Source organism: Caproiciproducens puteiluti (assembly GCF_052442865.1).
Taxonomy (GTDB): domain Bacteria; phylum Bacillota; class Clostridia; order Oscillospirales; family Acutalibacteraceae; genus Caproiciproducens.
Genome location: NZ_CP194790.1, coordinates 1,611,358 through 1,632,953, shown reverse-complemented (window position 1 = coordinate 1,632,953; position 21,596 = coordinate 1,611,358). Strand labels below are relative to the sequence as shown.

21 protein-coding genes are annotated in these 21,596 nt (G+C 43.5%); all 21 read right to left on the bottom strand.

The features are described 5' to 3' along the window. Positions 1–26: 26 nt before the first annotated feature. Complete coding sequence (terL, locus tag ACRQU7_RS07815; protein WP_444644995.1) at positions 27–1,619, bottom strand: phage terminase large subunit; 1,593 nt, start codon at positions 1,617–1,619, stop codon at positions 27–29. Between the two features lie 152 nt (positions 1,620–1,771). Continuing rightward, a complete protein-coding gene (locus ACRQU7_RS07810) occupies positions 1,772–2,608 on the bottom strand; it encodes a tyrosine-type recombinase/integrase (protein WP_444644993.1) in 837 nt (278 codons plus the stop codon). Positions 2,609–2,710: 102 nt separating this feature from the next. Then, positions 2,711–3,241, bottom strand: a complete 531-nt coding sequence (locus tag ACRQU7_RS07805; protein WP_444644991.1) for a transposase — start codon at positions 3,239–3,241, stop codon at positions 2,711–2,713. A 111-nt stretch (positions 3,242–3,352) separates the two neighbouring features. Continuing rightward, the gene (locus tag ACRQU7_RS07800) at positions 3,353–3,571 is read right to left on the bottom strand and encodes a hypothetical protein (protein ID WP_444644989.1); all 219 of its coding nucleotides are present in this window, start codon (positions 3,569–3,571) and stop codon (positions 3,353–3,355) included. Between the two features lie 51 nt (positions 3,572–3,622). Continuing rightward, complete coding sequence (locus tag ACRQU7_RS07795; RefSeq protein WP_444644987.1) at positions 3,623–4,876, bottom strand: site-specific DNA-methyltransferase; 1,254 nt, start codon at positions 4,874–4,876, stop codon at positions 3,623–3,625. A 155-nt stretch (positions 4,877–5,031) separates the two neighbouring features. Continuing rightward, positions 5,032–5,451: an RNA polymerase subunit sigma-24 gene (locus tag ACRQU7_RS07790; protein ID WP_444644985.1), complete on the bottom strand. Its 420-nt coding sequence runs from the start codon at positions 5,449–5,451 to the stop codon at positions 5,032–5,034. After that, on the bottom strand, positions 5,402–6,811 hold the full coding sequence (locus ACRQU7_RS07785) for an SNF2-related protein (RefSeq protein ID WP_444644983.1): 1,410 nt from the start codon (positions 6,809–6,811) through the stop codon (positions 5,402–5,404). The genes ACRQU7_RS07790 and ACRQU7_RS07785 overlap by 50 nt, the downstream gene beginning before the upstream one ends. After that, the gene (locus tag ACRQU7_RS07780) at positions 6,792–7,073 is read right to left on the bottom strand and encodes a VRR-NUC domain-containing protein (RefSeq protein WP_444644981.1); all 282 of its coding nucleotides are present in this window, start codon (positions 7,071–7,073) and stop codon (positions 6,792–6,794) included. The genes ACRQU7_RS07785 and ACRQU7_RS07780 overlap by 20 nt, the downstream gene beginning before the upstream one ends. 236 nt (positions 7,074–7,309) lie before the next feature. Next, a complete protein-coding gene (locus ACRQU7_RS07775; RefSeq protein WP_444644979.1) occupies positions 7,310–9,691 on the bottom strand; it encodes a VapE domain-containing protein in 2,382 nt (793 codons plus the stop codon). Further along, positions 9,688–10,113: a DUF7768 domain-containing protein gene (locus ACRQU7_RS07770; protein ID WP_444644977.1), complete on the bottom strand. Its 426-nt coding sequence runs from the start codon at positions 10,111–10,113 to the stop codon at positions 9,688–9,690. The genes ACRQU7_RS07775 and ACRQU7_RS07770 overlap by 4 nt, the downstream gene beginning before the upstream one ends. Before the next feature lie 7 nt (positions 10,114–10,120). Beyond that, the gene (locus ACRQU7_RS07765; protein WP_444644975.1) at positions 10,121–12,055 is read right to left on the bottom strand and encodes a DNA polymerase; all 1,935 of its coding nucleotides are present in this window, start codon (positions 12,053–12,055) and stop codon (positions 10,121–10,123) included. A gap of 3 nt (positions 12,056–12,058) precedes the next feature. Beyond that, entirely contained in the window at positions 12,059–12,604 is a 546-nt protein-coding gene (locus tag ACRQU7_RS07760) for a DUF2815 family protein (RefSeq protein WP_444644973.1), read from the bottom strand. After that, positions 12,605–13,735: a DUF2800 domain-containing protein gene (locus tag ACRQU7_RS07755; protein WP_444644971.1), complete on the bottom strand. Its 1,131-nt coding sequence runs from the start codon at positions 13,733–13,735 to the stop codon at positions 12,605–12,607. It abuts the gene before it with no gap. After that, entirely contained in the window at positions 13,735–14,052 is a 318-nt protein-coding gene (locus ACRQU7_RS07750) for an rRNA biogenesis protein rrp5 (RefSeq protein WP_444644969.1), read from the bottom strand. The genes ACRQU7_RS07755 and ACRQU7_RS07750 overlap by 1 nt, the downstream gene beginning before the upstream one ends. After that, positions 14,015–14,248: a hypothetical protein gene (locus ACRQU7_RS07745; RefSeq protein WP_444644967.1), complete on the bottom strand. Its 234-nt coding sequence runs from the start codon at positions 14,246–14,248 to the stop codon at positions 14,015–14,017. The genes ACRQU7_RS07750 and ACRQU7_RS07745 overlap by 38 nt, the downstream gene beginning before the upstream one ends. A 72-nt stretch (positions 14,249–14,320) precedes the next feature. Then, the gene (locus ACRQU7_RS07740; RefSeq protein WP_444644965.1) at positions 14,321–14,725 is read right to left on the bottom strand and encodes an RNA polymerase sigma factor; all 405 of its coding nucleotides are present in this window, start codon (positions 14,723–14,725) and stop codon (positions 14,321–14,323) included. 230 nt (positions 14,726–14,955) lie between these two features. Beyond that, positions 14,956–15,132, bottom strand: coding sequence for a hypothetical protein (locus ACRQU7_RS07735; protein WP_444644963.1), 177 nt, complete (start codon positions 15,130–15,132; stop codon positions 14,956–14,958). 201 nt (positions 15,133–15,333) lie between these two features. Continuing rightward, positions 15,334–17,412, bottom strand: a complete 2,079-nt coding sequence (locus ACRQU7_RS07730; protein ID WP_444644961.1) for a GTPase domain-containing protein — start codon at positions 17,410–17,412, stop codon at positions 15,334–15,336. A gap of 265 nt (positions 17,413–17,677) precedes the next feature. Beyond that, a complete protein-coding gene (locus ACRQU7_RS07725) occupies positions 17,678–17,899 on the bottom strand; it encodes a YdbC family protein (protein WP_444644959.1) in 222 nt (73 codons plus the stop codon). Positions 17,900–17,901: 2 nt separating this feature from the next. Then, positions 17,902–18,156: a hypothetical protein gene (locus ACRQU7_RS07720; protein WP_444644957.1), complete on the bottom strand. Its 255-nt coding sequence runs from the start codon at positions 18,154–18,156 to the stop codon at positions 17,902–17,904. 497 nt (positions 18,157–18,653) lie between these two features. After that, positions 18,654–21,596 (bottom strand): DEAD/DEAH box helicase family protein, encoded by a 2,943-nt coding sequence (locus tag ACRQU7_RS07715; RefSeq protein WP_444644955.1) that lies wholly within the window; start codon positions 21,594–21,596, stop codon positions 18,654–18,656.

Sequence of the window (21,596 nt, the reverse complement as noted above, 5' to 3'; positions counted from 1 at the left end):
AAGTATAGTCTTTTGTTTCAAATCAATTAAAACAGCAGCCCTCGGTCAAAGAACTTCAAACTCTGTACGCCCTGTACCAACTGCACAGCACCGTAAAGGCTGTCCGGTGCGTCGTCGTGTTTTGCGCCCTTGTTATAATCCTTTACTTGATTATTATACGCCATATTTGCAGGATTGAAAAGAATAAATCCGCGTTTGATATCTGGCTCCAAAGTAATGATGCGCTCATGCTTTTGCCCTTTAGAATTGACTTCTTCCACCGGTGTAAAGATACGCTTCTCCCACAGGCTTTCTTCAAATTTTTGCTTCATATAGCTTTGCGCCTGCGTTGCTTCAAACCCGACTTTTTCAATAGGGAACTGCTGCAGTTTTTCAATGGCTACCTGAAAAAGGTCGTCTGGCAGCAGTTTATAAATGCTGCCGTCCAGTACATACATCTGACCGGTTTTCTCCTGCCTACCTAATATTGTAATAGCAGAGTAGTCATTGCGTTTCCCGGCTTTGATGGCAGGATCAACATACATAACGACCTCCAAATCGGTGTAATCCGGGAGGCTCTCCCACATGGAGATATTCTGAAAAATGTAATCATCGGTGGAGCGCGGGTCATTCTGCAATTCTTTGTAAAAACTTTTATCACCCATGGACTGCTTTTTACACATCAGATAATAGTAATCAAGATATTCATGCCACAGAATTTCGGTGCCTTCCAACATTTCATCCTGATGATTTTCATAATAAGTGCGGGCGGTGTCAATCCTTTCCGGGTCAGAAAGATTGTTGTACAGCCGTTCCCATTCTCCCCAAAGGTCGTCGCGTTCTGAAAAGGATAGAATTGCCGCCTTGCGAATGGAACGAACCCCGGAGATTTTGCCTTTGAGCAGTTCGGCCATCAAATCTTCTTCGTGAAGAACGGTACCAACCACAAGGATATTCGTTTCTTTTGTACCAATTGGAATCACAACATCGGTAAAAGTGGACTTCACCTGCTCACGCTTGGTTTCAGATTTTGCGGTATCGTCTTTCAGCAAATCATCGAGAAGCACAAGTTGTGGACGGTACTGCTTAAAATGGATGCCGCGCAGGGAGCCGTCAATGCCACGAATCATGATGCAGGCATCAATGCCGCGACCTCGAATCCATATTTCATTGTTGTTCCACCGGTTGCCCTTTTCAATGCCGAAATCCTCAATCAGCAATTTGTTATTTTCCAGTTCATCCTTGATCATATCGAGAAACGGCAAAGCAATCTGCTCTGTTGCCGAAATAATCAATGTAAACTGCGACTTATTATATAATGTAGAATAGAGCGGAAACAGAAATGAGTTAATGGTACTTTTTCCATGCTCACGGGGTAGGCCGAACGCTTCAATCAGCCCGCAGTTTCCCAGCATATATTTCAGTTCGGAAAACAGTTCCTTATGAAAACTACCAAATGGTCGGTCAAAATACTTAGGGAAATAGCACAGAGCGAAAAATTCAATGTCCATTTCACCGAGCAGTTTTCTAAGCTCTGAAAAAGTAAACTCCTGAATCAATTGCTTTAATTTATCCTGCGGGAAATACCGGTTTAAGTATTCAATCAGCAAAGTATTTTGCCGTTGTGCCTCCTCCTGCATAATCCCGCCTCCCATAAGCAATTATTTCTGAAAAATGTACTGTAAAAATTTTCGGAGCTTCAGCTGTGGGGCGCTTTTTTGCAGATAGAAGCACCCCTCCCAACGAAAAAAGCGACACTGTTTCCAGCATCGCTCGATATATTCTGTTACGTTTACCAAGCTAAGCCCTGCAAAGCGTCAGCCTTGTCCTGCTCGGTGGTCTGCGTGTAAAGGTTCGTGGTGAGAATACTCTCATGCCCGAGTATCTGCTGGATAGTCGTCATGGGAGTGCCAGTTTTAATTAGCCGATAGGCGAGCGAATGGCGAAGCATATGCGGTGTGACCTTAATTCCAAGTGCCTTGCCATAGTTACATAGGATAATCTCAACGGCACCTCTGCCCAGTGCGCCGCGCTGCCCCAACAGGAGCCGCTGTGTCCTGCTCTCTGGTCGTACTGCAAGGTATTGTACCAGTGCTTGCTTTGCTGTGGCATTGAGGGGAAGTGTGCGGTTGACCATTCCTTTGCCAATCACTCGGATATGGCTGCCAGTATCGCTTATGGTAATATCGTTAAGGGTCAGACCTGTCAGTTCACTCACACGAACACCAGTCCCAAACAACAATTCGATGATACAAATATGCATTGGATTCCCTTTTTGCAGGATTGTTTTATGCAGTGCAGTCAAGTCCTGCTCCGAAAGGCCTTTGTAATTGCGCTTATCTCGATTCTTGGTGAGTTTTGCGGCATAGGCTTCTGGCAGCAGGCGCTCATCATACAGGTATCGGCAAAAAGCGTTGACACTGGCGAGCTTTCGGTTAGAAGTAATGACTGTTTTCTCTTTTGCAAGCAGATATTTCTTGTATGCAATCAAATCATACTCCGTTATCCGCTCCAGTTCCTTGTCATACCAATCAAAAAAGCCTTTCACATCGCGCAAGTAGCAGGAAATTGTGTTTTCACTGCGCTCCTCGCGCATCAGGTATAATCGGAAATTCTCGAGATTCATCATAATGCAGCACCATCCTTTGGTACTACCATTAATCACTCTTGTAGGGTGCTAAGTCAAGACAAATCTCATAACATAACACTAATTCCGTAATGAGTTTGAAATTTAACCATCATCGTTAAACTCGTCATCGGAATCATCATCCGCTTCGGATGGGGCATCACCGGAAAGCATTTGCAGAAACAGCTGCTTGCGCGCCTGCTCATTTTGGGTGGTATCAAGCACCAATTGCTTTTTATCAGACCACTCTTCGGGACAGCGGTTGCGCAGAAAAAATGCGATGGCCTGTGCGGACGGCGGCTGGTGCCGTTTGGTTTTTTCCAGCTTGGTGCGCTTTTTGCCAGACCTGTCTTCTTCGACGATGGTCTTTAATTCCTCAAACTCATAACCGGTGCAGAGCTTCAAAAGCGATTTTTCCACGTCCTGATTGAGCAGGCTCCTGCCCATATTTACAAGTTCCGAAAGTGTTTCGTGCTCTTTGCAGTACCGATACCAGGTATCGGGAGAGATGGATAGTTTGTGACAAATATCACGAACTGAGTCACCCTCGGCAATCCAGTCTTTTATGTCCGAAAGGCGGGGCAGAATGTCCGTTTCATATTTACTGTTTTTGTTTTGGATTCCCTTGCGGCTCATGGCATACACCTTCTTTCATTGCCCCACGTTTTGCCCGTGTGGGCATTATTTTATAATATCAAGCACATTCACGTACCATGAGAAAAAGGGGTTGTTCGCCCCAGTTCCTCGTTATTCTTCAATCATATCCGCAATAAAATGCAGGAGAAACGGAATCTCATATGAAGTAAATGTTTCCGGCAGCTCTCCAGTTTGCATTAATTCTTCAATCCGCTTGGAGTCAGCCATATCAGTGGGCAATATTTGCGGCATCAACACTTTTTTCAAACCATTCTGCTCAGCCTGCTGTGATAGGCTTCTGAGCGTATCAACTAATTCCTGTCTTTCCATAAAAATCCTCCTAATTTTGAATTTACAACATTCATCACTCAGGAGGAAGAATTAGTCAAGTGGCTTTTGAACCTGTTCATATGGAATTTTCTCATTTCCACGTAATAAGAAAACTTCATTGGCAACCCCGACTTTATCAATATACCGATTTACGATAACATCAACATATTTGGGGTCAAGTTCCATCATGAAACAGGTGCGACCAGAATTTTCGCAGGCGATAAGGGTCGTACCGCTGCCGCCGAACTGATCAAGCACAAAATTACCGTGTTTGGAACTGTTTTCGATGGTACGCTGCACCAGTTCCACCGGTTTCATGGTTGGGTGCTCTTCGCTCTTGCTTGGGCGGGGAATATCCCAAACATCGCACTGCTGACGGTCGGCGAGCGGGTGAATTCTGGGAGCACCGTCTTTCCAGCCGTACCAAATCGGCTCGTACCGGGTGTGATAATCTTTGCGGGAAAGTACCAATCGGTCTTTATTCCAGATAATTGTGGACGACCAGTGAAAGCCGTTATCCGCGAGAGCGGGCATGAGGGAACCCCATTCCTGCGCGGACATCACAACATAAACCATACCGCCGACTACAAGTGATTCTGCCATGCAGGCGAATGATTTTGACATAAACTCTTTGAAATCTTCTTCCGACATGCAGTCATTTTTAATGGTGCGCTGTTTCCAGCTTGGATGGTCGGTCGCACCGTAATTTACGTTCCAAGGCGGATCGGTGAAAGTCATCTCCACACGCTTGCCTTCGGTCAGTGTTTTCATATCGTCTGGGATGGTGCTGTCACCGCACATCAGCCGGTGTCTGCCCAAAAGCCAGATGTCGCCTTTTTGTGAAATCGGCTCTTCGGGAACAACGATGTCATATTCGTCATCTTTGGAATTATCCTTATCTTCATCCAGTGTTTTAAGCAGCTTTTCCGCTTCATCCCAGTCAAAACCGGTAAGCTCAATATTGTAGCTCTCTTTGTCAAGCTCATTTAAAAGCTGCGCGAGGGATGCAGTGTCCCAGTCACCGGTAATTTTATTAAGTGCGATATTCAGCGCTTTTTCCTTGGTTTTATCAACTTCAATAATCACACAGTCAATTTCGGTATAGCCTAAAGCCGACAGCACCTTCACACGTTGGTGACCGCCAATAATTGTCATATCTGAATTAACAATGACCGGTTCAACATACCCGAATTCTTCTATGGAGCGGCGTATCTTCTCGAATTCCGGGTCACCGGGTTTTAAATTCTTACGTGGGTTATATGCAGCCGGGATAAGCGTACTGATGGGAAGTTTTTTGAATTCCAATATTGTCACCTCAACGAAAAAAGCTCCCGATATTACTCGGAAGCTCTTAAGTATTCTTTTACTCTTTTATTATAGCAGATGGAAAGCGGACATATCGGACAGGTTTTTTGCCGCTCACTTTTATTTACACTTTCCACGCTATTATTGTAGCATATCTAAAGCGGACATTTCGGACAAGATTTGTTTTTTCGTAAAAACCGATCATGTGCTTTCCTTACGCTGTCCTCGGTGGCATAAATGCTGATGCTGGCGGCTACCTGATTCCAACTAAGGCCGTTAATGTATCGCAGGGAAAGAATCTGCCGCATCTCGCTGTCGTCAATGCTCTGTATATACCGATTCAGACGGCTGAGTTCATAAAAACATTTTTTCAGGTTCAGGTCTAGCAGACTTTTGAGGTCTGCAATTTCTGCGGCATAATCCCCGACTTTATCGGATACGCCCTTCACATGAGGCATACCGGTAATATGTGCGGTGCAGGAAGTTGCGGCTTCTTCAAGCTCTGCCAGCCTACGCTGTTGCTCTTCAATTTCGCGGTTGAGGTAATACAGCTGGGACAGCTCTTTCTTTGTCATGCAATCCTTCCTTTCCCCACAGGTTTGCTTTGACCGCCGCAATTAAGGCAGTCTGTGTTATTTCCTTTTGACTGAGCGCCTGCAGTACATTTTCATCAATAGTGCCTCTGGTGACAATATGGTGGATAACCACTCTTGAATCCGGCTGGCCCTGCCGCCATAACCTGGCATTGGTCTGCTGATATTCCTCAAGGCTCCAAGGTAAACCGAACCAGATCAGAGTGGAACCCCCGATTTGAAGATTTAGGCCGTGGCCTGCAGACTTGGGATGTATGATAGCCACAGGTATCCGACCGGCATTCCAATCAGAAATATCTTCAGAAGTATCAATTTTTCGGGCATGGAACCGCTGACAGATTCGGGTCAGATCGTGCTTGTAGCTGTAGGCAATCATTACCGGTTTTCCATTGGCTGCTTCAATCAGATCTTCCAGTGCATCCAGTTTCCGGTCGTGGATCTGCTGAACGCCGCCGTTTTCGTTATAAACCGCTCCATTTGCCATTTGCAGCAGTTTATTGGTCAAACCGACCGCACTCTTGGCATCCACATCCCCGTCAGCAAAGGAAAGCACCAAATCCTGCTTAAGCCATTCATACAGTGTGCGCTCTGCACTTGACATCGTAACCAACACATTATTGAAAATGCATTCCGGCATTTTGAGAAAATCAATGCTCCTCATGCTGATGCAGATATCAGAAATCTTTTCATAAATAGCCTTTTCTGAACCTTCACCGGGCTTATAGGTAAAAATGGTGGTCTGATTGCGCTTATCGGGTAGAAAGTAAGTATCCCGGAACCTACCAATGAACCGTCCAAGCCGCCGGCCCATATCAAGAATACCGATTTCGGCCCATAAATCCATAAGACCGTTAGGGGAAGGCGTTCCGGTAAGACCGACCATTCTTTTTACCGATGGTCTTACCTTTTTAAGATATTTAAAACGCTGTGAACTGTAGGACTTAAAGGACGACAGCTCATCAATGACCACCATATCATAATCAAAAGGAACGTCGCTGTCACAAACCAGCCACTTTATGTTCTCCCGGTTGATGATGTAGATGTCAGCTTTTTTCATAAGCGCTTCCGTGCGCTGTTTCTCTGTACCGATAATTGTGGAATACCGAAGCAGGCTGAGGTGATCCCACTTTTTGATTTCAGCAGGCCAGGTATCTCTTGCAACACGCAGAGGAGCAATGACCAGCACCTTTCGGATTTCAAAACTGTCAAACATCAGATCATCGATGGCGGTGAGTGTTATAACGCTTTTGCCAAGGCCCATGTCAAGAAATATCGCCGCGATGGGATGATTCAAAATGAAATCAGTGGCATAAAACTGATATTCATGTGGTTCGTATTTCATTCAGTATTCCTCCAATCTGCTCCATTCTGTCTATGCAGTAAACCGGAAATCCTAACACTTCCAGTTGTGTTTTCCGCTTTACCTGAAGCGGGCGCATCTTTTTATTTGGTGCTTTCAACTCAATAAAGGCGAATTTTTTATCGGGGAGAAGCACCAGCCGGTCTGGCACTCCATCGAAACCCGGCGATATGAACTTAAGCGAGAGTCCTCCCATGCCGTAAACAGCTTTATTCAGAGCCTTTTCAATTTGTATTTCTCTCATAACTGACACCTCATTCGCGTTCCCATGATACAAAAATCCCCTATACGCGCGCATATACGTGTTTGCGTGCATATGTCCTATCTTTATTATCCATTTTAAATACATATAGAAGTCTTGGAACAATGGAACAACACTGCTTCTTTTGTTAGCTGCCAGTGGGGCCGCCGCCCGTTCCGATGGGGTGTTCCGACAGGGTAAGTTTGGAGCATCGGAACGGAAAGCGACTGTTCCTGCAATCATGTATCGTTCCCGGTGCTCCGAGAATCTGAGCCTTTCGGAACATATAACCACTGGCTTCCATAGTTCGGAATACGCTCTTTTTTCACCAAACCTGTCCATCCTCCAATGCGAGCCATAATGGCAGAAATCTCATTGCTGTCCGCCCTTTTGAGTACCGTGCGGTCTTTGCTGAAGCATTCACACCATATTTCAATGTTCGAAACGGATTCACGGCGGTAGATTCCTTTGCGCTTGGATTCGCCAAACTCGCTGCCATCCAGGAAGTTACGTCGCTCAAAAACATCCATCTTGCTCCAGTCCTCCGGGAGCAGGGTGTCAAGGTAATCGCGAACTAACCCCTCACGCTCGTCACTTTCCATAGCTTCGCGCTGCTCGTTTTTGGCTTGTTCTTCCATAGTGCTGTCGAGGTAAAGCTTTTCTCCGGCTTTGACGTACACCAGTACCTCGGCCCAGACTTGCAGAATCTCCTGCTCCGTGAGCTGCCATGACATCCGTGCTCCACCGCCTGGGGTTTTGACCGGCCAGAAGCGGCGGTTCCCGGTGGTATCACGCAGGTACCCTTTTTCCGCGTTGGTCGTGCCGAAGAAAACGCACTGACGCAGATGCGGCGTGGCGCGCTTACCAAAACTGGCACGATAGATGTCGTTTTGCCGGGAGAGAAAACTGCGGAGCGTTTCGACCTCGGCCTTCTTCAGACCAGCCAGTTCACCAATCTCAAGAATCCAGTACCCTTGCAGCTTTTCAGCTGCGGTTTTATCTTTTGTATCCGAAAGATTGAGGCTGTCGGAAAACCATTCGCCTGCCAGTTTGGAGATAAGGGTACTTTTGCCAACACCCTGCGGGCCGTTGAGTACAAGCATGGAATCAAATTTGCAGCCTGGATGTAAAACGCGGGAAATAGCTGCACACAGCGTTTTGCGGGTGACTGCCCGGACATAAGGCGTATCTTCCGAACCAAGATAATCCACCAGCAATGTGTCGGCACGTTTAATGCCGTCCCATTCGGGTAATACACTGAGAAAATCACGAATTGGGTGGTAAGAGCGGTCGTCGGTTACTTTCGCGACGGCAATATCATAGTTGCGTGAGGAAAAGGTACCGTAGCGCCTGTCAATATAACTGATGAGCTGTGCATCATCGGCATCGCGCCAGAACTTTGCGGGATGCTGCCAAGGGACCTCACCCATTATCTCCATGCCGTCACTGAGCTGGTTAAATACAATGGTTTTTAGATTCTCATCGTTTTCAAGAATAAGAATCAAATTCCGCAGAATGTTTTTCACGCCACCCTGCTTATCAAGTTCAAGCTGCGTTTGCCAGTCGCTGTCTGCTCCGGAAAATTCAGATTCCGCTGCGGCTTTGCGTTCTTCTGCGAGAAGGAGCCTGACGCGTTCATCCTTAACGGCGAAATCCTGCATTGCTTTATAGGATGGCAAATTGCCCGGCGCGGTACCATCCGCTACGCTATCATCCAAATCATGAAATTTATGAAAGCGCACAAGGTCAAAAGCATTCAGCAATCTGCCGCAGGCCGGGTCGGTAGCATGATGGGAATAAGCAAACTTACCATCATAAACTACCACGCCTGCAGTGGAGTCGGCTGGAATATAATCGTAACGACCCTGCATAACACTGGGTTCATACACATCTGAAAGAAAAGAATCAATCGCATCTTCAATGGAGTAGGCTCGGCAGAAAACACCAACCATACCCGGCTTTGCCAGCGGATCGGCCTGCTTTTCAAGGCTCGTGCGGACAACCTCCGACTGGCGGGTAGAGGTAGGCCATGTTGAAACATCACGCCAATCTTTATAACGGGAAAGGTAATCGTCCGGGTTGAGCAGCGGGCCTTCACGGTGCTTGAAAATAAATTCTCCGTCAGATGGAGTAGAGGGCCAGTACATGAGACGCGCTGACTCATATGTGGTATCATCAAACAGATCAATCCCGATTTCTTTTGCAACCATTCTGCCAAGAGCAGGGTATTCATCCTCGCTGACATCACGAGCCAGCGAAATAATCAGGCGCAGGCGCTGATTTTCCGGTGTATGTTTATGGGTAGAATACATGCAGCACTGCCAGTCGGAAAGCATCGTGATCTCATCCCAAATATCCGATGTGGCATAGTCCATATCCAAAGTTAGCATGGAGCGGCAGAGTACGTTGCCGTTTCTGCGGCGGCCTTCCTTGAGATGCCCGCCAACAAAACCTCCGACATCCTTGATTGCGTCCTGCTTTCCCTTGTTCAGTGTACGGTATTCGGAAACTGTCTCAGTTGTCCGGGTAGTCTGACCCACACGGGCGAGAAATTCTTTCCAGGAAAGCTCTTTGTTTTTCCATTTCTTATCCATTCGGCTGTTGCCGATTGCAATCTTCATTTTTGCTGCACCTCCTCACAATTTTCACTGAAATAATGAATGACCATATTACGGCTTTTTGCTTTCTCAAGTTCCACCGCCATACCTTTGGAAATATAACCGCCGAACACCCACACCTCTGCACACTTTGCCATAAGCACCATACCCATGAAAAGTGCAAGGTCGCGCTGGGCCTGATTTGCATCGTTCATAAATTGAGGGAAAAGCAAATGCGGCGCTATGGGGATACAGCCTTTTGACACTGCAAAGCGGCAATACTCCTGTGCTTTTGAGATATTGCACGCTACATCTCCAGCAAAAGGGGAAGAAATGAAAACCATTGGTCTGAAGAATGTCTTTTTCGCTTCCTGTTCGATACGGGTCAATGCCTCAAAAGCGGTTGGATCTGAATACCGTTCCGAATTAAATTTGTTTATATTCATAGTCACCTCAGTCCTTTTTATAAAAATCGCAAACATATCCGTCTGCCCGCAAAAGTAGCCCTTTGGCCCATGCAGGTGTTTCGCTCATTAATGAGCAGAGTTTATCAAGTGATGTATCGGGCGGCGCTTCCACGACAACCTCATCGTGGACATGCATCACGATTTTGTATCCATGAGAGTTCAATCGGCGCATCGCGTCGGTAAGAATGTCACGGGATGTGGCCTGCACGATATTTTCCACGAATTTCGGGCCATAGCTTTCAATGCGCTGCCACTTTTTCGATTCTCCGACACCTTCATAGGTCACCGCATCGCGGTCATACCGGTTCTTTTCAATACGGGGTTTTACATAGGCAAGCCATCTGCCAGACGGTAACCGGATAAACAGGATTCCGCTTTGGTACTCAAAGTCCAGACCCTGAAGCTGTGTGTGGGTTCTTTCTCTGACTGCTTTTTGAACGGCGCTGTCCACATCCCACCAGAAACGCACAATGTTCGGATTTGAGTTGCGCCACGCCTTGACCAGAGGGAGCAGTTCCTCTTCTGGAACGCCCATTGCCAACGCGCCCATCGCGGTCAGTGCCCCAACTGAACCGCCGTATCCAAGCGCCAGTTCTGCAATTTTTCCTTTCTGTCGCAGATGCCCATTGATGCCGTTTTTCTCAACAGGCATATGAAACATCTGAGACGCCGAAGCGCAATAAATATCACCGCCGTTTGCGAAAACGTCCATGCGCCAATGCTCACCAGCCAGCCACGCTATGACGCGGGCTTCAATTGCCGAAAAGTCCGCCACGAAAAATCGACAGCCGTCCTTTGGCACAAAGGCTGTGCGAATCAGCTCTGACAATACCATCGGAACGGAGTCATAGAGCATCTCCACTGCTGAAAACTCACCGGAACGGATAAGTTCTCTGGCCTGTTCCAAATCAAGAAGATGATTTTGTGGAAGGTTCTGTACCTGAATGAGCCTTCCGGCAAAACGGCCAGTACGGTTTGCTCCATAAAACTGGAGTAACCCATGGGCACGACCATCTGCGCATACAGCATTTTGCATTGCTGTATATTTTTTCACGCTGCTTTTGGCAAGTTCTTGCCTGAGCTGCAATACCTGCTTTGTGGCTCCACTGGCTTCGGATAGCAAATCGCTGACAGCAGCTTTATTTAAAGAATCAACTTGTAACCCGTTTTCCTCAAGCCAGCCTTTCAGCTGCTGGGTCGAGTTGGGATTTGCAAGCCCCGTCAGAATTTGCGCCTTTGCAAGATGTGTTTTTCTGAAACTTTCATCACACTGGATGGCCTGTTTCACCAATGCCATGTCCAGGCGGATACCCCGATCATTGATCTTCTGATCAAGCATATAATTTTGCCATTCGGTTTCTGATACAGGAAACTTGGAAAGTTTATCCTTGATGCTCATTTCTACTTCGACATCACGGATATTGTAGGTTTTGAAGGCAGTCCATTTTTCCGGTGCGTCACTCGGGAAATTACGGGTTCTCTGGCCGTTGCTCTGTGTCGGTTTACAGGGAACACTGAAATACCGGATAAGGTCTTTGCCTTCTCTGATTTTTTGCTTTTCCAGACCGAGTACGGCACCAACACCATCAAGGGAGAGGGGGAGCCCCAAAGTTGCGGCCCATATCATGGTGCAATGCCATGATGCCGGGGACAACCACTCACCAAAATAACGGGATAGACACACCCTTTCAAACTGTGCATTAAATGCCCACTTGATAACTGCGGGGTCAAGAATAGCAAGCCGGACTTCATCAGGAAGCTGTTCTCCGCAGGCAAGGTCGACTACTTTGATGGGGCCATTGTCCGCAGAATAGGAAAACAGCGAGATTTCAAAACCGGGAGCCTCGCTGTACCGGTAGACACCGGCCTTGGCGAGGTTTTCCGACGAATAGGTTTCAATATCGATACTTAGATTTTTCATATATCAGGACAGAAAGTCATCGTCGACTGCGGTTGCGAAGTCATCATCCGCACTGCTTCTGCCGCCGAGAGGTTCGCCGTCGCGGATTTTTTGGATATTGCCCAATCCACAGGCCACACCTTTCGAGCCATTTGAGTTAAAAGAATAGAACGTCATTGAAACTCTGGCATAAACGCCACTGTACACTTCATCTTTGTCGATAATGGGATTGAGTTCCCGGTCGACAATCTGCGGAGCAACCTTGGAGTTGGCATTTACAAAATAGGCGTTTTTATAGGCTTCATCATCACGTTCGGAATCTCCGTCACGCAGCGGAAGTTTGAGGGAAGCCTTATTTGGAACCTTGCCGCCGAACTTGGACGCACCTTCCTTAATAGCGGTGTCTATAGCACTGCTGATGGCATTAAGCGTTTTGGTGTCGCTCTTGGGAATAATGACACTGACGCTGTATTTTTCAGCACTCCCGTTGATGGACTTTGGAGCCCAAATATTAGCGTAAGACAACCTGACAACACCAGTTACAACCTTAGTAGAAACATTTTTATTCATTTATAAGTCCTCCTTAAAATCATTGTGAACATCTGATATTTCAATTGCCTGACGCTTATCCGAATTTGGGACAAGAGTCAGCTTGCCGGGCGGTTTTTGAATGAGGCCACCCAAGACCTCGGCGAATTGCTCTTTTCCCATCAGGCGTTCCATTTCGGTCAGTGTGATGAGGCTCTGTTTGTAAATATCCATGTAACCTGCAGCTTGGGCAGCTTCGGCAACGGCAGTATCGTCTGTGTACTTTCTAACTGACCGGCCTTCGACAACTTTGTAACCAGTCCACTGCTTGCCATGATTGATGGCAGAATCTGTGGCGTAGGCCATGATATCGCTTGCCCACTTTGCAAGGTCATCCAGTTTTGAGAGAATTTCTTCTATCTCATCGTCTGTCAGCAGGGGTGGAAGGGCAAATTCATATTTTGCGAGATTCAATTTTGCTTCAGCGCGAGCGCGGCATTTAACCGCCGCTTTGCAAAACTGGCACCATTCACCGGGACAGTAATCACCTTTGCCGTTGTAGGCGAGGATGGCACGCGGTTTCAAAATTTGTTCAGCCCACTCTTTTAGGGCAGCAATGGAAATCGTCCATGTACTGACATTTTCCCGACGCGGCTGGTAAATGGTCATAGAAATTTCGTCTATGTCGTACAGGTTTCCGAAAAGCTCCAGAGCGCCGAGCGCATACAGTTTCATCTGCGGATTATCCTCTGCATCCACGAGAATTCCCTGGCCGTACTTGAAATCGATGACATGTAATATGCCGTCTCCGACAATGAGGGCATCCCCAGTACCAAAGCCTTCCGGGACATAACATGAAAAATCCAGATGTTGCTCGATCAGCACTATGGGGTCTTTGCACCGCTGTTTTGCTTGAGCCAGTGTTTCAAGGACAAAATCCACATAGCCGTCTGTGAACGCATCCATTTCATCACAGTCAAAACGTGAAATCGGTTTCTTTGACCGCATTTTTAATGCCCGCTTGAGTTTGTGTTCACACAGAGCATGGGCGGCGGTACCCTCAGCAGCCGCTTCGCTTTCACTGTCAGCAAACTGTTGTTCCAATTTTGCAGACGGACTGCAGTTGAGCCAGCGATGGGAACTGGAAGGGGAAAGAGCAGCATGCTGACCCATTACAGTTCCTCCGCTGCCTGCAACAGTGCAGGGTACTTGTCCGGCTCAATTTCACTGAGCTTTGCGGCCCCGAACTCACCAAGCAAGTCTCTGACTGCAGCCGTTTTACCCGAGCGGCTCTTATCGGCAAGTACTGCACGCACCTGCTCAATCGTAACGGACGATTCTTTAGGCGCGAGTGGTGATACCTTTTCCTTGACAGGTTTTGTTTCCGGCGCTGGTTCATCCTGATCAGTAGCACTGACCACGGCTTGCAGGCTGTCTGCCAAGCTGCGCAGGTCAGATGCAACATCGAGCAGTAGTTTGATTCGACTCATGGATCATACCTCCTTGTGGTTCAATTTCTTTGATTGACAGCGATTCTACACTGTCGCCGGGAATTAAAACGATCAGCTTTTGCTTTTCGCCAAACAGGCGGCGAAGCACATGCTCACGCAGGGTCACATTACGACATCGGACGATGCCTCCGGTCTGTGGCTTCTTTGAAACGCTGATCTTAAGTTCATGTTTCACACCGTTCACCTCTTTCTGAAGGAATGTGTTTTGTTACCCTTCATTACTTAGGCCAGCGCAGGGGCCTGACCCCTACACTTTTTCAAGAATTTCTTTGAGAGCCTGTTTTGCTCTTCTGGCATTCTGTTGAACGCTGGTTTCAGCAATGCCAAGTTGCCTGCCATATTCAGCCTGTGAAACCGGTTTGTCCGACAAATACAAAGCATAAATCAGGTCGCGCTGCTTGGGCTTGAGCTGTTCCACGGCGGCACGCACCATTTGGGCGGTTTCCTTTTGCTCCAGCAGGTGTGGAATGTCGATGTTATCAGCAAACAGCTTTCCTTCAAAATCGAGGCCGTCCAATGAGGTGTGGCGGCGGGTTTCTTTGTGATTGACGTTGTACTCCTTGCGGTCAAGGTCAATCAGAATTTCTCCAATTTCGTCAGATACTTCAATTGCGGTTACTTCACCAGTTGCAAATTTGTACGTGATTTTCATGTCATTAGCTCCTTGAATTTTTTAATTTCAAGAGCTAATACACAACTGCTTAAAAACACGTCTGTTTGCTTATCTTGGACGTATCTGCAATACTTTTTATAGCTCTTGAATTTTTTCAAGAGCATGACAAGCAGCTGAAAACAAAAAAAGGAGTCTGACGCATAGCTTTACAGCTACTTGTCAGGCTCCTATCTCGGTTTATCGGATGGTGCTCTGTACGAAGTATGTTTCTAATTTTTACTTGTCATAACAATTGCAATGTCTTTTTTGCATTTCCAGCACTTAACATAAAAATCTGCGAGCTTTTGTTTGTTCCTTTCTATTTCATATGTGTTGCATTCCGTTGTTACCGACTCATCAATCAGGCGGCTTCCGCAGCAAGGGCATAGTACAGGTTTTCTTTCCATTTAACACCCCTCCAAAAATCATAGTAATACCTAACAAAGAAATATATTTTAAAGCAAATAAAAAAGGCACGATCAACAGACCGTGCCTTAATAGAACATCATAACAGTCTGTACGAAAAGACTTATAAACTTAGGCTCTTTGCTGCGTTTTCGAAGTTCGCCGCAAGCTTTAGTTTGCAGGAATATTCAATTTTACATTTATCAATCAAAAATATACATTTTCTGAAGTAAATCATTTGCTTCAGATTTCAGCAAATCAATTATATTTTTTTGCCAATACTCTACAGAACTGAATTTTTGTTGGATAACTTTTAAACTTTCTCTAAAGCCATCACTCCAGGAACAAAAGTAAAATGCTTCTTCAAACTCTTTGCTAAGGCAGTCATATGAAAGTTTTTTTGCCATCCGCTCGATAATATTCCACCAATTATCTTGCAGCAAATCCTTAAACCTGCTTGGAAATTGGGACTTAACTTCATCTGTTAAACCAGAATTATATAAATAATCAAATGAAATCGATAAATTATTAATAAGGTCATTTACAGGAATAACTTCTCTTAACCAACGGGCTACCATGTTAGTTATATAAAGTCGAAAATCTGCATAAACAAAAGCCCTCGTTTCATGTCCCTCACCATAACTGAGTTTATTTCGGAAGCAATTTACAGAACGACCATGATAGATAGCATCAGCTGATTTAATGTATTGTTTGTATTGATTACCATTTTGGCTATCTTTTGCTGTTAAAGCTAGTGCAATAGTTTTTGATAATGGCTGAGCAGTACAGATAACATTTAGAGGATAGTGAATTAGGTCTTTGCTTTGTAACCATGGTCGAGAATAGCCACCGGCATAAATAATATCAACCTGTTCAGCAATATTAAGCAAAATATCAAATATTCTTGTAGGACTAAGTTCTCCATTAAGATGCTTGTCCATGGTTGCGGAAAGATCCGGGGCCAAAGAAAGATATTCAATTTTATGCCCACCTACTTCCTTACCAATTTGCTCCTCTCCTAATGAAGGGTTATTAATATATTCATCTAAAAAAGAATCAAACGCCTCAGTTACATACCTTTCATATTCTGGACTGTCGAGCGGGATAGCATTTCTACCGGTATCTTTACGCCAATTATTTATCATTTTATTTCGTATAACAATATCTGCTTTTGTGCGACATATGGTAACTGGTTTGTTTTCTAACTTTTTATTTTTTTCAAGTAAAAGTGAAATGCATGTTTCATATACGGACGGTTGTTCATCCGAAGCACAAAGAAAAAGTAGGGCGTTGCTTTTTCTATTAAGAATTTTGTCTATATTATCGCTGATAATCTCTCTGTCTTGGGAAGATTGCGTTAACCCTACAGTGTCAAGAATATTAATTTTAACAGTTCTACCTGGATAAGCAGCATTACGATCCAAGTATGCTTTTTTAAAATCTTTTGATGGGCTAGTGGCATATCTTACTTCCTCGAAGACAAGCGAGCAAGCGCTACTTGAGCCATATAATTTTTCCATCAATTGCGTTGCGGGGCTACTATCTGAAATATCGTCCAGCAAAGTATATTCTGTTTCATATGTCCATAATGGCTGCAAATCTGCTAATATCATATTTATAAGGATTTTATACCATGATAGTAAATTGTCAAGGAAATCTTTGTCATTAGATAGGCGTTCATCCACCAGATGTTCATAAGCTTCTTTCTTTTTTGCTGTTTGATCTTTTAGCCTGAGTTGTTTGTATAGGCTTTCCGCAGCTTTAAGAAGTGGTTCTGGCATTTCAATAATAGTTTGGCAAGCATCGTTTAGAAGTTCAGTGAGTCTCTGAGTTAGCTCCTGCTCTTTGGCAAATTGATATGCATGATATGATCTATTGACTGGGTTAAGTATTTTTTTTATAATAACTTCATTAATCGAAAAATCGTAAAGTTCATCGCGCACCTCGTAAAGCGAGTCAGTAATTACTGTTTTTAAATTCTCAAGTAAATCCGGGTAAGCAGATTTATTACGTGGAATACACTGTATTAGCACTTCATTTTCACAAAATCGGCTATTGAGCATGAGAAGAGTAGGAATCAATGTGGTTTGAGCGGTGTCTCCAACATTTTTGCTAAGAAGCATGTTACTTACTGGTGGCAATAGCTCTGTTGTTATGGTTGATTTAGCACTACTGGTAGGTCCCATAAGGGTAGTAGTTTCAACGCTCTCTTGCCTTAACATAAATGCCTTTACTTTGTTTTTTCCACTGAGCATTTCTTCATAGTAGGGTGAATTCTCCATTATAAGCCTCCTGAAAATAAAAAAAGGTATGATCCACAAACAGATCATACCTAACATAATACTTTATAGGTGTCACTGTCCGTGCGAAGAGACATGTCATATCCATTTTTACTACGTTTTCGAAATTCGTAGCCAATGGCGTTTGACTGAAAGGGAAATTTTAGTAATTATTTTTTATCATTGTAGTGCAAAACATTAGAGTTGTCAATACGAAAATTGCACTTTAAATAAGTTTTTTCTTACTCTTTTATATCATTTGAAAAAGTTACAGCTCTAAGCTATTCAAAATATCCCGCAGTTCCTTGATTTCTTCAACAGTCAACGTGACCCCTTTGCCCATTTTTGCATGACCTTCAGACCAGTCACGGATATCATACTTGGGCTCGCGGTCATTCCAGCTGATAAGATTCAGCTCTTTTTTCCAGCCCTTGCCGTTTTCAGATAGCATTCCGATTTCTTTGATTATTTCATATTTAATCTCTGGCATAATTATTGCTCCTTGTGTAAAACAAATAAGCTTTTCGCTATATCATCCGATTTTGAATCTTGACCATATTCAATTTTTGTCATTAATCGATTTAATTTTTTTGTCAATTCTATCACATTGTGCTGCAATGAACCATCCATACTGGACTTATTCCCATTTAATCCATATAATCTTCCATCATACAATCCCTGTAAGATATAATTTATTTCTGAAATTTCTTCATCATATCTTCCCGATATATCAATTTCCTTATCCATATTTTTCTCCTCTTTTTATATAAGATTTACTTTAGGATATGATAACTTAACCTCTCCTGTTTTATTAGTAAAATCCAGCTTATAACTACGAACATAGTATTCTTTAATCATTTCCTCTTTAATTTCTTCTTTCAAAATATTTTTTCTATCACAATGAAAAAGTTCATCATTACAAAACTTGAAATTTGCATCTTTGCAGTTTAGCATTAGGATTAATTCACTGTCACTAACTTTAATGCTAATAACGGTCTCTTCCTTGACAACTTCTCATTTATAATTTATTCTCTCTTCACTATTAACTTTTTCGATAATAAACTTTATGTTCCATGTAATCATTTAGTTTCACTCCTTGACTATCTTTCATATTTCGGCACCCCGTCACGAACATCGTACTTTGGATCACACTCATTCCAGCTGGCAGGTTTACTTTTTTCCACACTCGGTATTTCTGATAAAACCCAGTTGTTTCGTTATCTCATATTTTATACCTGGCGTAGTTATTTTGCTCCTTCATTAAAAAATGCTATTTGGCCATTGTCTGTTGTATTTTGAGTTAATTTTGCGTATTCAAGAATATCTGAAGCTGAAGCGCCATTGTTTTTGAATTGATAAAACAGCGAGTCGCTTACGAGAACGTACTCCCACTTGCAATTAATGCGGTCTTGTGGCTTTAATTCATTTATTTTCCTTATCCAGTCAAGCGCAGATTTTTCTTTGCTGCGCACATTGACATTACTTGTATCCTTCTGCGCTTTGGTTTCAATAAGATAAATTTTATCGCCGAGTTTGACCATAAAATCTGGGAAGTAGTGCGAAATCATACCATCATCTCGAATGTAATTTAAATACGCAAAAGTATGATAATTTTCTTTAATTTTTATTAAAGATTCGACTTGAGAATCGTTGTCGCAATATTCCATGAATGCTCTCTCATATTCACCCTTATTGCTTGGATATGGCAGCCTTTCATAAATAGATTTTGCGACCTGAATAGAATAATTCTCACGCATTTTCATGGGACCAATTTCTGAAAAATATTTTTTTAATATAACTGCATCTTTTACTTCAATGTTATTCTGCATCTCATAAATTGCCTTGCTAACTTCTTTAATAATATGCTCCACAATCAAAGACTTTCTAAGCAACAGCACACGCCAATTGTTATCTTCAAAAGGGTTGAAAGGCTTTCCAAACAATTTAGTACGAATATAGGTATCAATTATTCCGGCAAGTTCGGCAGTATTTATCTGCATAAAGGGAAAGCTTTCTTTTCTACGTATACCCACACGTTCAATGGACGTTGAAATTGCTCCAATGATTTTTGCAATAAAATCATTATAGCTCTTTGCATCAAATACCTGTGCACTGACAATGTAGTTGCCGAACCTTGTTTTAACCGTTATTTCTTCCGAGTAAAAAGTATCATCTTTCTGAGATGTAAATTTTTTAAGAGTATCGAAAGAAAATGTATGATAGCTTTCCATTTTATCCACAGACAGTTTGCCGCTGACTATGGTTTCCTCTTTATCTTTTATAATGATTGGAAAAAAGAGATCATACTGTTTATAATCAGATTTTAAAGGCACATCGATAATATCTCCGACAATGCTCTTCTTATCGTTTTTCATTTCATCGACTTCTATAACAGAGCCATCATCAATTAAGTCATTATAGAAATCAATAAAAGCAGGATGCTCTACAATGCTTAGAATATCGAAATAGTTCGTTGGGGATTTCTTTTCTTTGAGTAAGCGGATTCTGTTTTCCTCTTTAATATCCTTATAATCAGGTTCACGCCACATAAGCCGTAAGCCCCTGCCGACTGTCTGCTCCAATAGAATAGAAGCCGAATTTGCACGCAGAGGTACAATTACGCAGATATTGTTTACATCAAAACCCTCACGCAACATGAGAACGGAAACAATAACCTTAGGCTTTGATAAAGCATCAATATTGAAAAGCTTTTGTTTGATTTCGTTCCACTCATCAGGAGGAATATTACCCTTCTTATCCGAATCAATCTGCAGTATATCGTTTCCCGTCAAGCCCTCATAATTTTTGAGGTAATCCACGACAAAAGGGGATACCTGTGTGTTTTCACACATGACGAGCATTTTAGGATATTTCTTTTTATCAGCATATTCCAAGAACTGCTGCTCAAGAATTTGCAATTTTCTTAAGCCAGCGCGAATCATCACTTTTTGCCCTTGCGAAAGTCCAATAACTGTATTGCCGTTCCGTTCAGCCCTAAAATCCAGCTCCGCAAGATCCTGTGATACAATTTGATTGCGCTTATCTAATACAATTGTCTTAACAAGCCCTTTCCGAATGGCAGTTTTTAAATCAAAATCTACCACAATATGCGGAAAATAATGCTTTGTCCGATTCTTACCTCCGCCTGTTTCATTATAGGGTGTAGCAGAAAAGTCCACCTGTATATATTGGTCACCTTTATATTCAGCAATCTTCAACAGGCTTTGCTGCCACTTAACTTCTATCTCTTCGCCATTTACTTTGTTTTCATGGATATGATGCGCTTCATCGTTAAATACGACAATATCCTTAAGGCTTGAAAGATATTCAATTTCACTTCCGCTAAAATAGCGGTTGTCAAGCGATTCAAGGGTGTGTCCGGCGGTTGTACCCGGCGTTATTGGTAAAAGATCTTTTATGATAGCAGCGGGATTAACAAATGGATCATCATTTTCGTCTTCAGATTCTTCATCCTCGCCAGCTAGCAAGTGCCAGTTTGTAATTGCAACCATTCCTTCTCCGGTTATCTTTTTACCAATTTCCTCTTTTTTAACCACATTATTCTGAATAAAAGAAAATAAAACATTTTTGTAGGCATCCGGAATAAACAGTTGCTGAAATTTATAAAAGTCCGAAGTTTCAAAGTTCCGAATTCCATCCTCATTTTCTTTACCAAGATAAGCATCTAACAACCGCTCATATACTATCAAGCCCGGAGCTACAAGTAAAAAATTTTTTGAATATCGGTCTGATGGCATGTCCTCATGTTTCGAATTCAAATACTGCCAAATCATAAGTGCGTGCATAACCCATGTTTTACCAGTACCTGTTGCCATTTTAACAGCATATTTTGGACAGTTATATTTTTCAGCGCTGACTTCCGCAACACCAAGCTCTGCAAGCAATTCATCATCTACCATTTCGTACATATCAAATACGTTTTTTGCCTTTAGAATTTCATGCACATAAATGATATTTAAAATTGCTTGCCGCTGTCCAATATGAAAATTATATTGCCGAGTTTCAGTAAATGCAGGGTTAAACCAATATCTAAGTAAATCTTTTGTTACCGCAGTAACTTTTTCAAGCATTTCGCCTGATTCATACGATTTATTCACAATTTGCGTCAATCGTGCTGCAAACTTGAGAGGGATATCGCACGTACCTGTGTTTTTCATGTTGGGCAT

Bases quoted from the DNA above. Each gene is read 5' to 3' on its own strand.
- ACRQU7_RS07790 (WP_444644985.1), bottom strand. From the start codon at position 5,451: ATGACAAAGAAAGAGCTGTCCCAGCTGTATTACCTCAACCGCGAAATT.
- ACRQU7_RS07770 (WP_444644977.1), bottom strand. From the start codon at position 10,113: ATGAATATAAACAAATTTAATTCGGAACGGTATTCAGATCCAACCGCT.
- ACRQU7_RS07725 (WP_444644959.1), bottom strand. From the start codon at position 17,899: ATGCCAGAGATTAAATATGAAATAATCAAAGAAATCGGAATGCTATCT.
- ACRQU7_RS07765 (WP_444644975.1), bottom strand. From the start codon at position 12,055: ATGAAAAATCTAAGTATCGATATTGAAACCTATTCGTCGGAAAACCTC.
- ACRQU7_RS07780 (WP_444644981.1), bottom strand. From the start codon at position 7,073: ATGAGAGAAATACAAATTGAAAAGGCTCTGAATAAAGCTGTTTACGGC.
- ACRQU7_RS07805 (WP_444644991.1), bottom strand. From the start codon at position 3,241: ATGAGCCGCAAGGGAATCCAAAACAAAAACAGTAAATATGAAACGGAC.
- ACRQU7_RS07800 (WP_444644989.1), bottom strand. From the start codon at position 3,571: ATGGAAAGACAGGAATTAGTTGATACGCTCAGAAGCCTATCACAGCAG.
- ACRQU7_RS07730 (WP_444644961.1), bottom strand. From the start codon at position 17,412: ATGGAGAATTCACCCTACTATGAAGAAATGCTCAGTGGAAAAAACAAA.
- terL (WP_444644995.1), bottom strand. From the start codon at position 1,619: ATGCAGGAGGAGGCACAACGGCAAAATACTTTGCTGATTGAATACTTA.
- ACRQU7_RS07785 (WP_444644983.1), bottom strand. From the start codon at position 6,811: ATGAAATACGAACCACATGAATATCAGTTTTATGCCACTGATTTCATT.
- ACRQU7_RS07735 (WP_444644963.1), bottom strand. From the start codon at position 15,132: ATGGAAAGAAAACCTGTACTATGCCCTTGCTGCGGAAGCCGCCTGATT.
- ACRQU7_RS07720 (WP_444644957.1), bottom strand. From the start codon at position 18,156: ATGGATAAGGAAATTGATATATCGGGAAGATATGATGAAGAAATTTCA.
- ACRQU7_RS07760 (WP_444644973.1), bottom strand. From the start codon at position 12,604: ATGAATAAAAATGTTTCTACTAAGGTTGTAACTGGTGTTGTCAGGTTG.
- ACRQU7_RS07755 (WP_444644971.1), bottom strand. From the start codon at position 13,735: ATGGGTCAGCATGCTGCTCTTTCCCCTTCCAGTTCCCATCGCTGGCTC.
- ACRQU7_RS07715 (WP_444644955.1), bottom strand. From the start codon at position 21,596: ATGCCCAACATGAAAAACACAGGTACGTGCGATATCCCTCTCAAGTTT.
- ACRQU7_RS07775 (WP_444644979.1), bottom strand. From the start codon at position 9,691: ATGAAGATTGCAATCGGCAACAGCCGAATGGATAAGAAATGGAAAAAC.
- ACRQU7_RS07750 (WP_444644969.1), bottom strand. From the start codon at position 14,052: ATGAGTCGAATCAAACTACTGCTCGATGTTGCATCTGACCTGCGCAGC.
- ACRQU7_RS07740 (WP_444644965.1), bottom strand. From the start codon at position 14,725: ATGAAAATCACGTACAAATTTGCAACTGGTGAAGTAACCGCAATTGAA.
- ACRQU7_RS07810 (WP_444644993.1), bottom strand. From the start codon at position 2,608: ATGATGAATCTCGAGAATTTCCGATTATACCTGATGCGCGAGGAGCGC.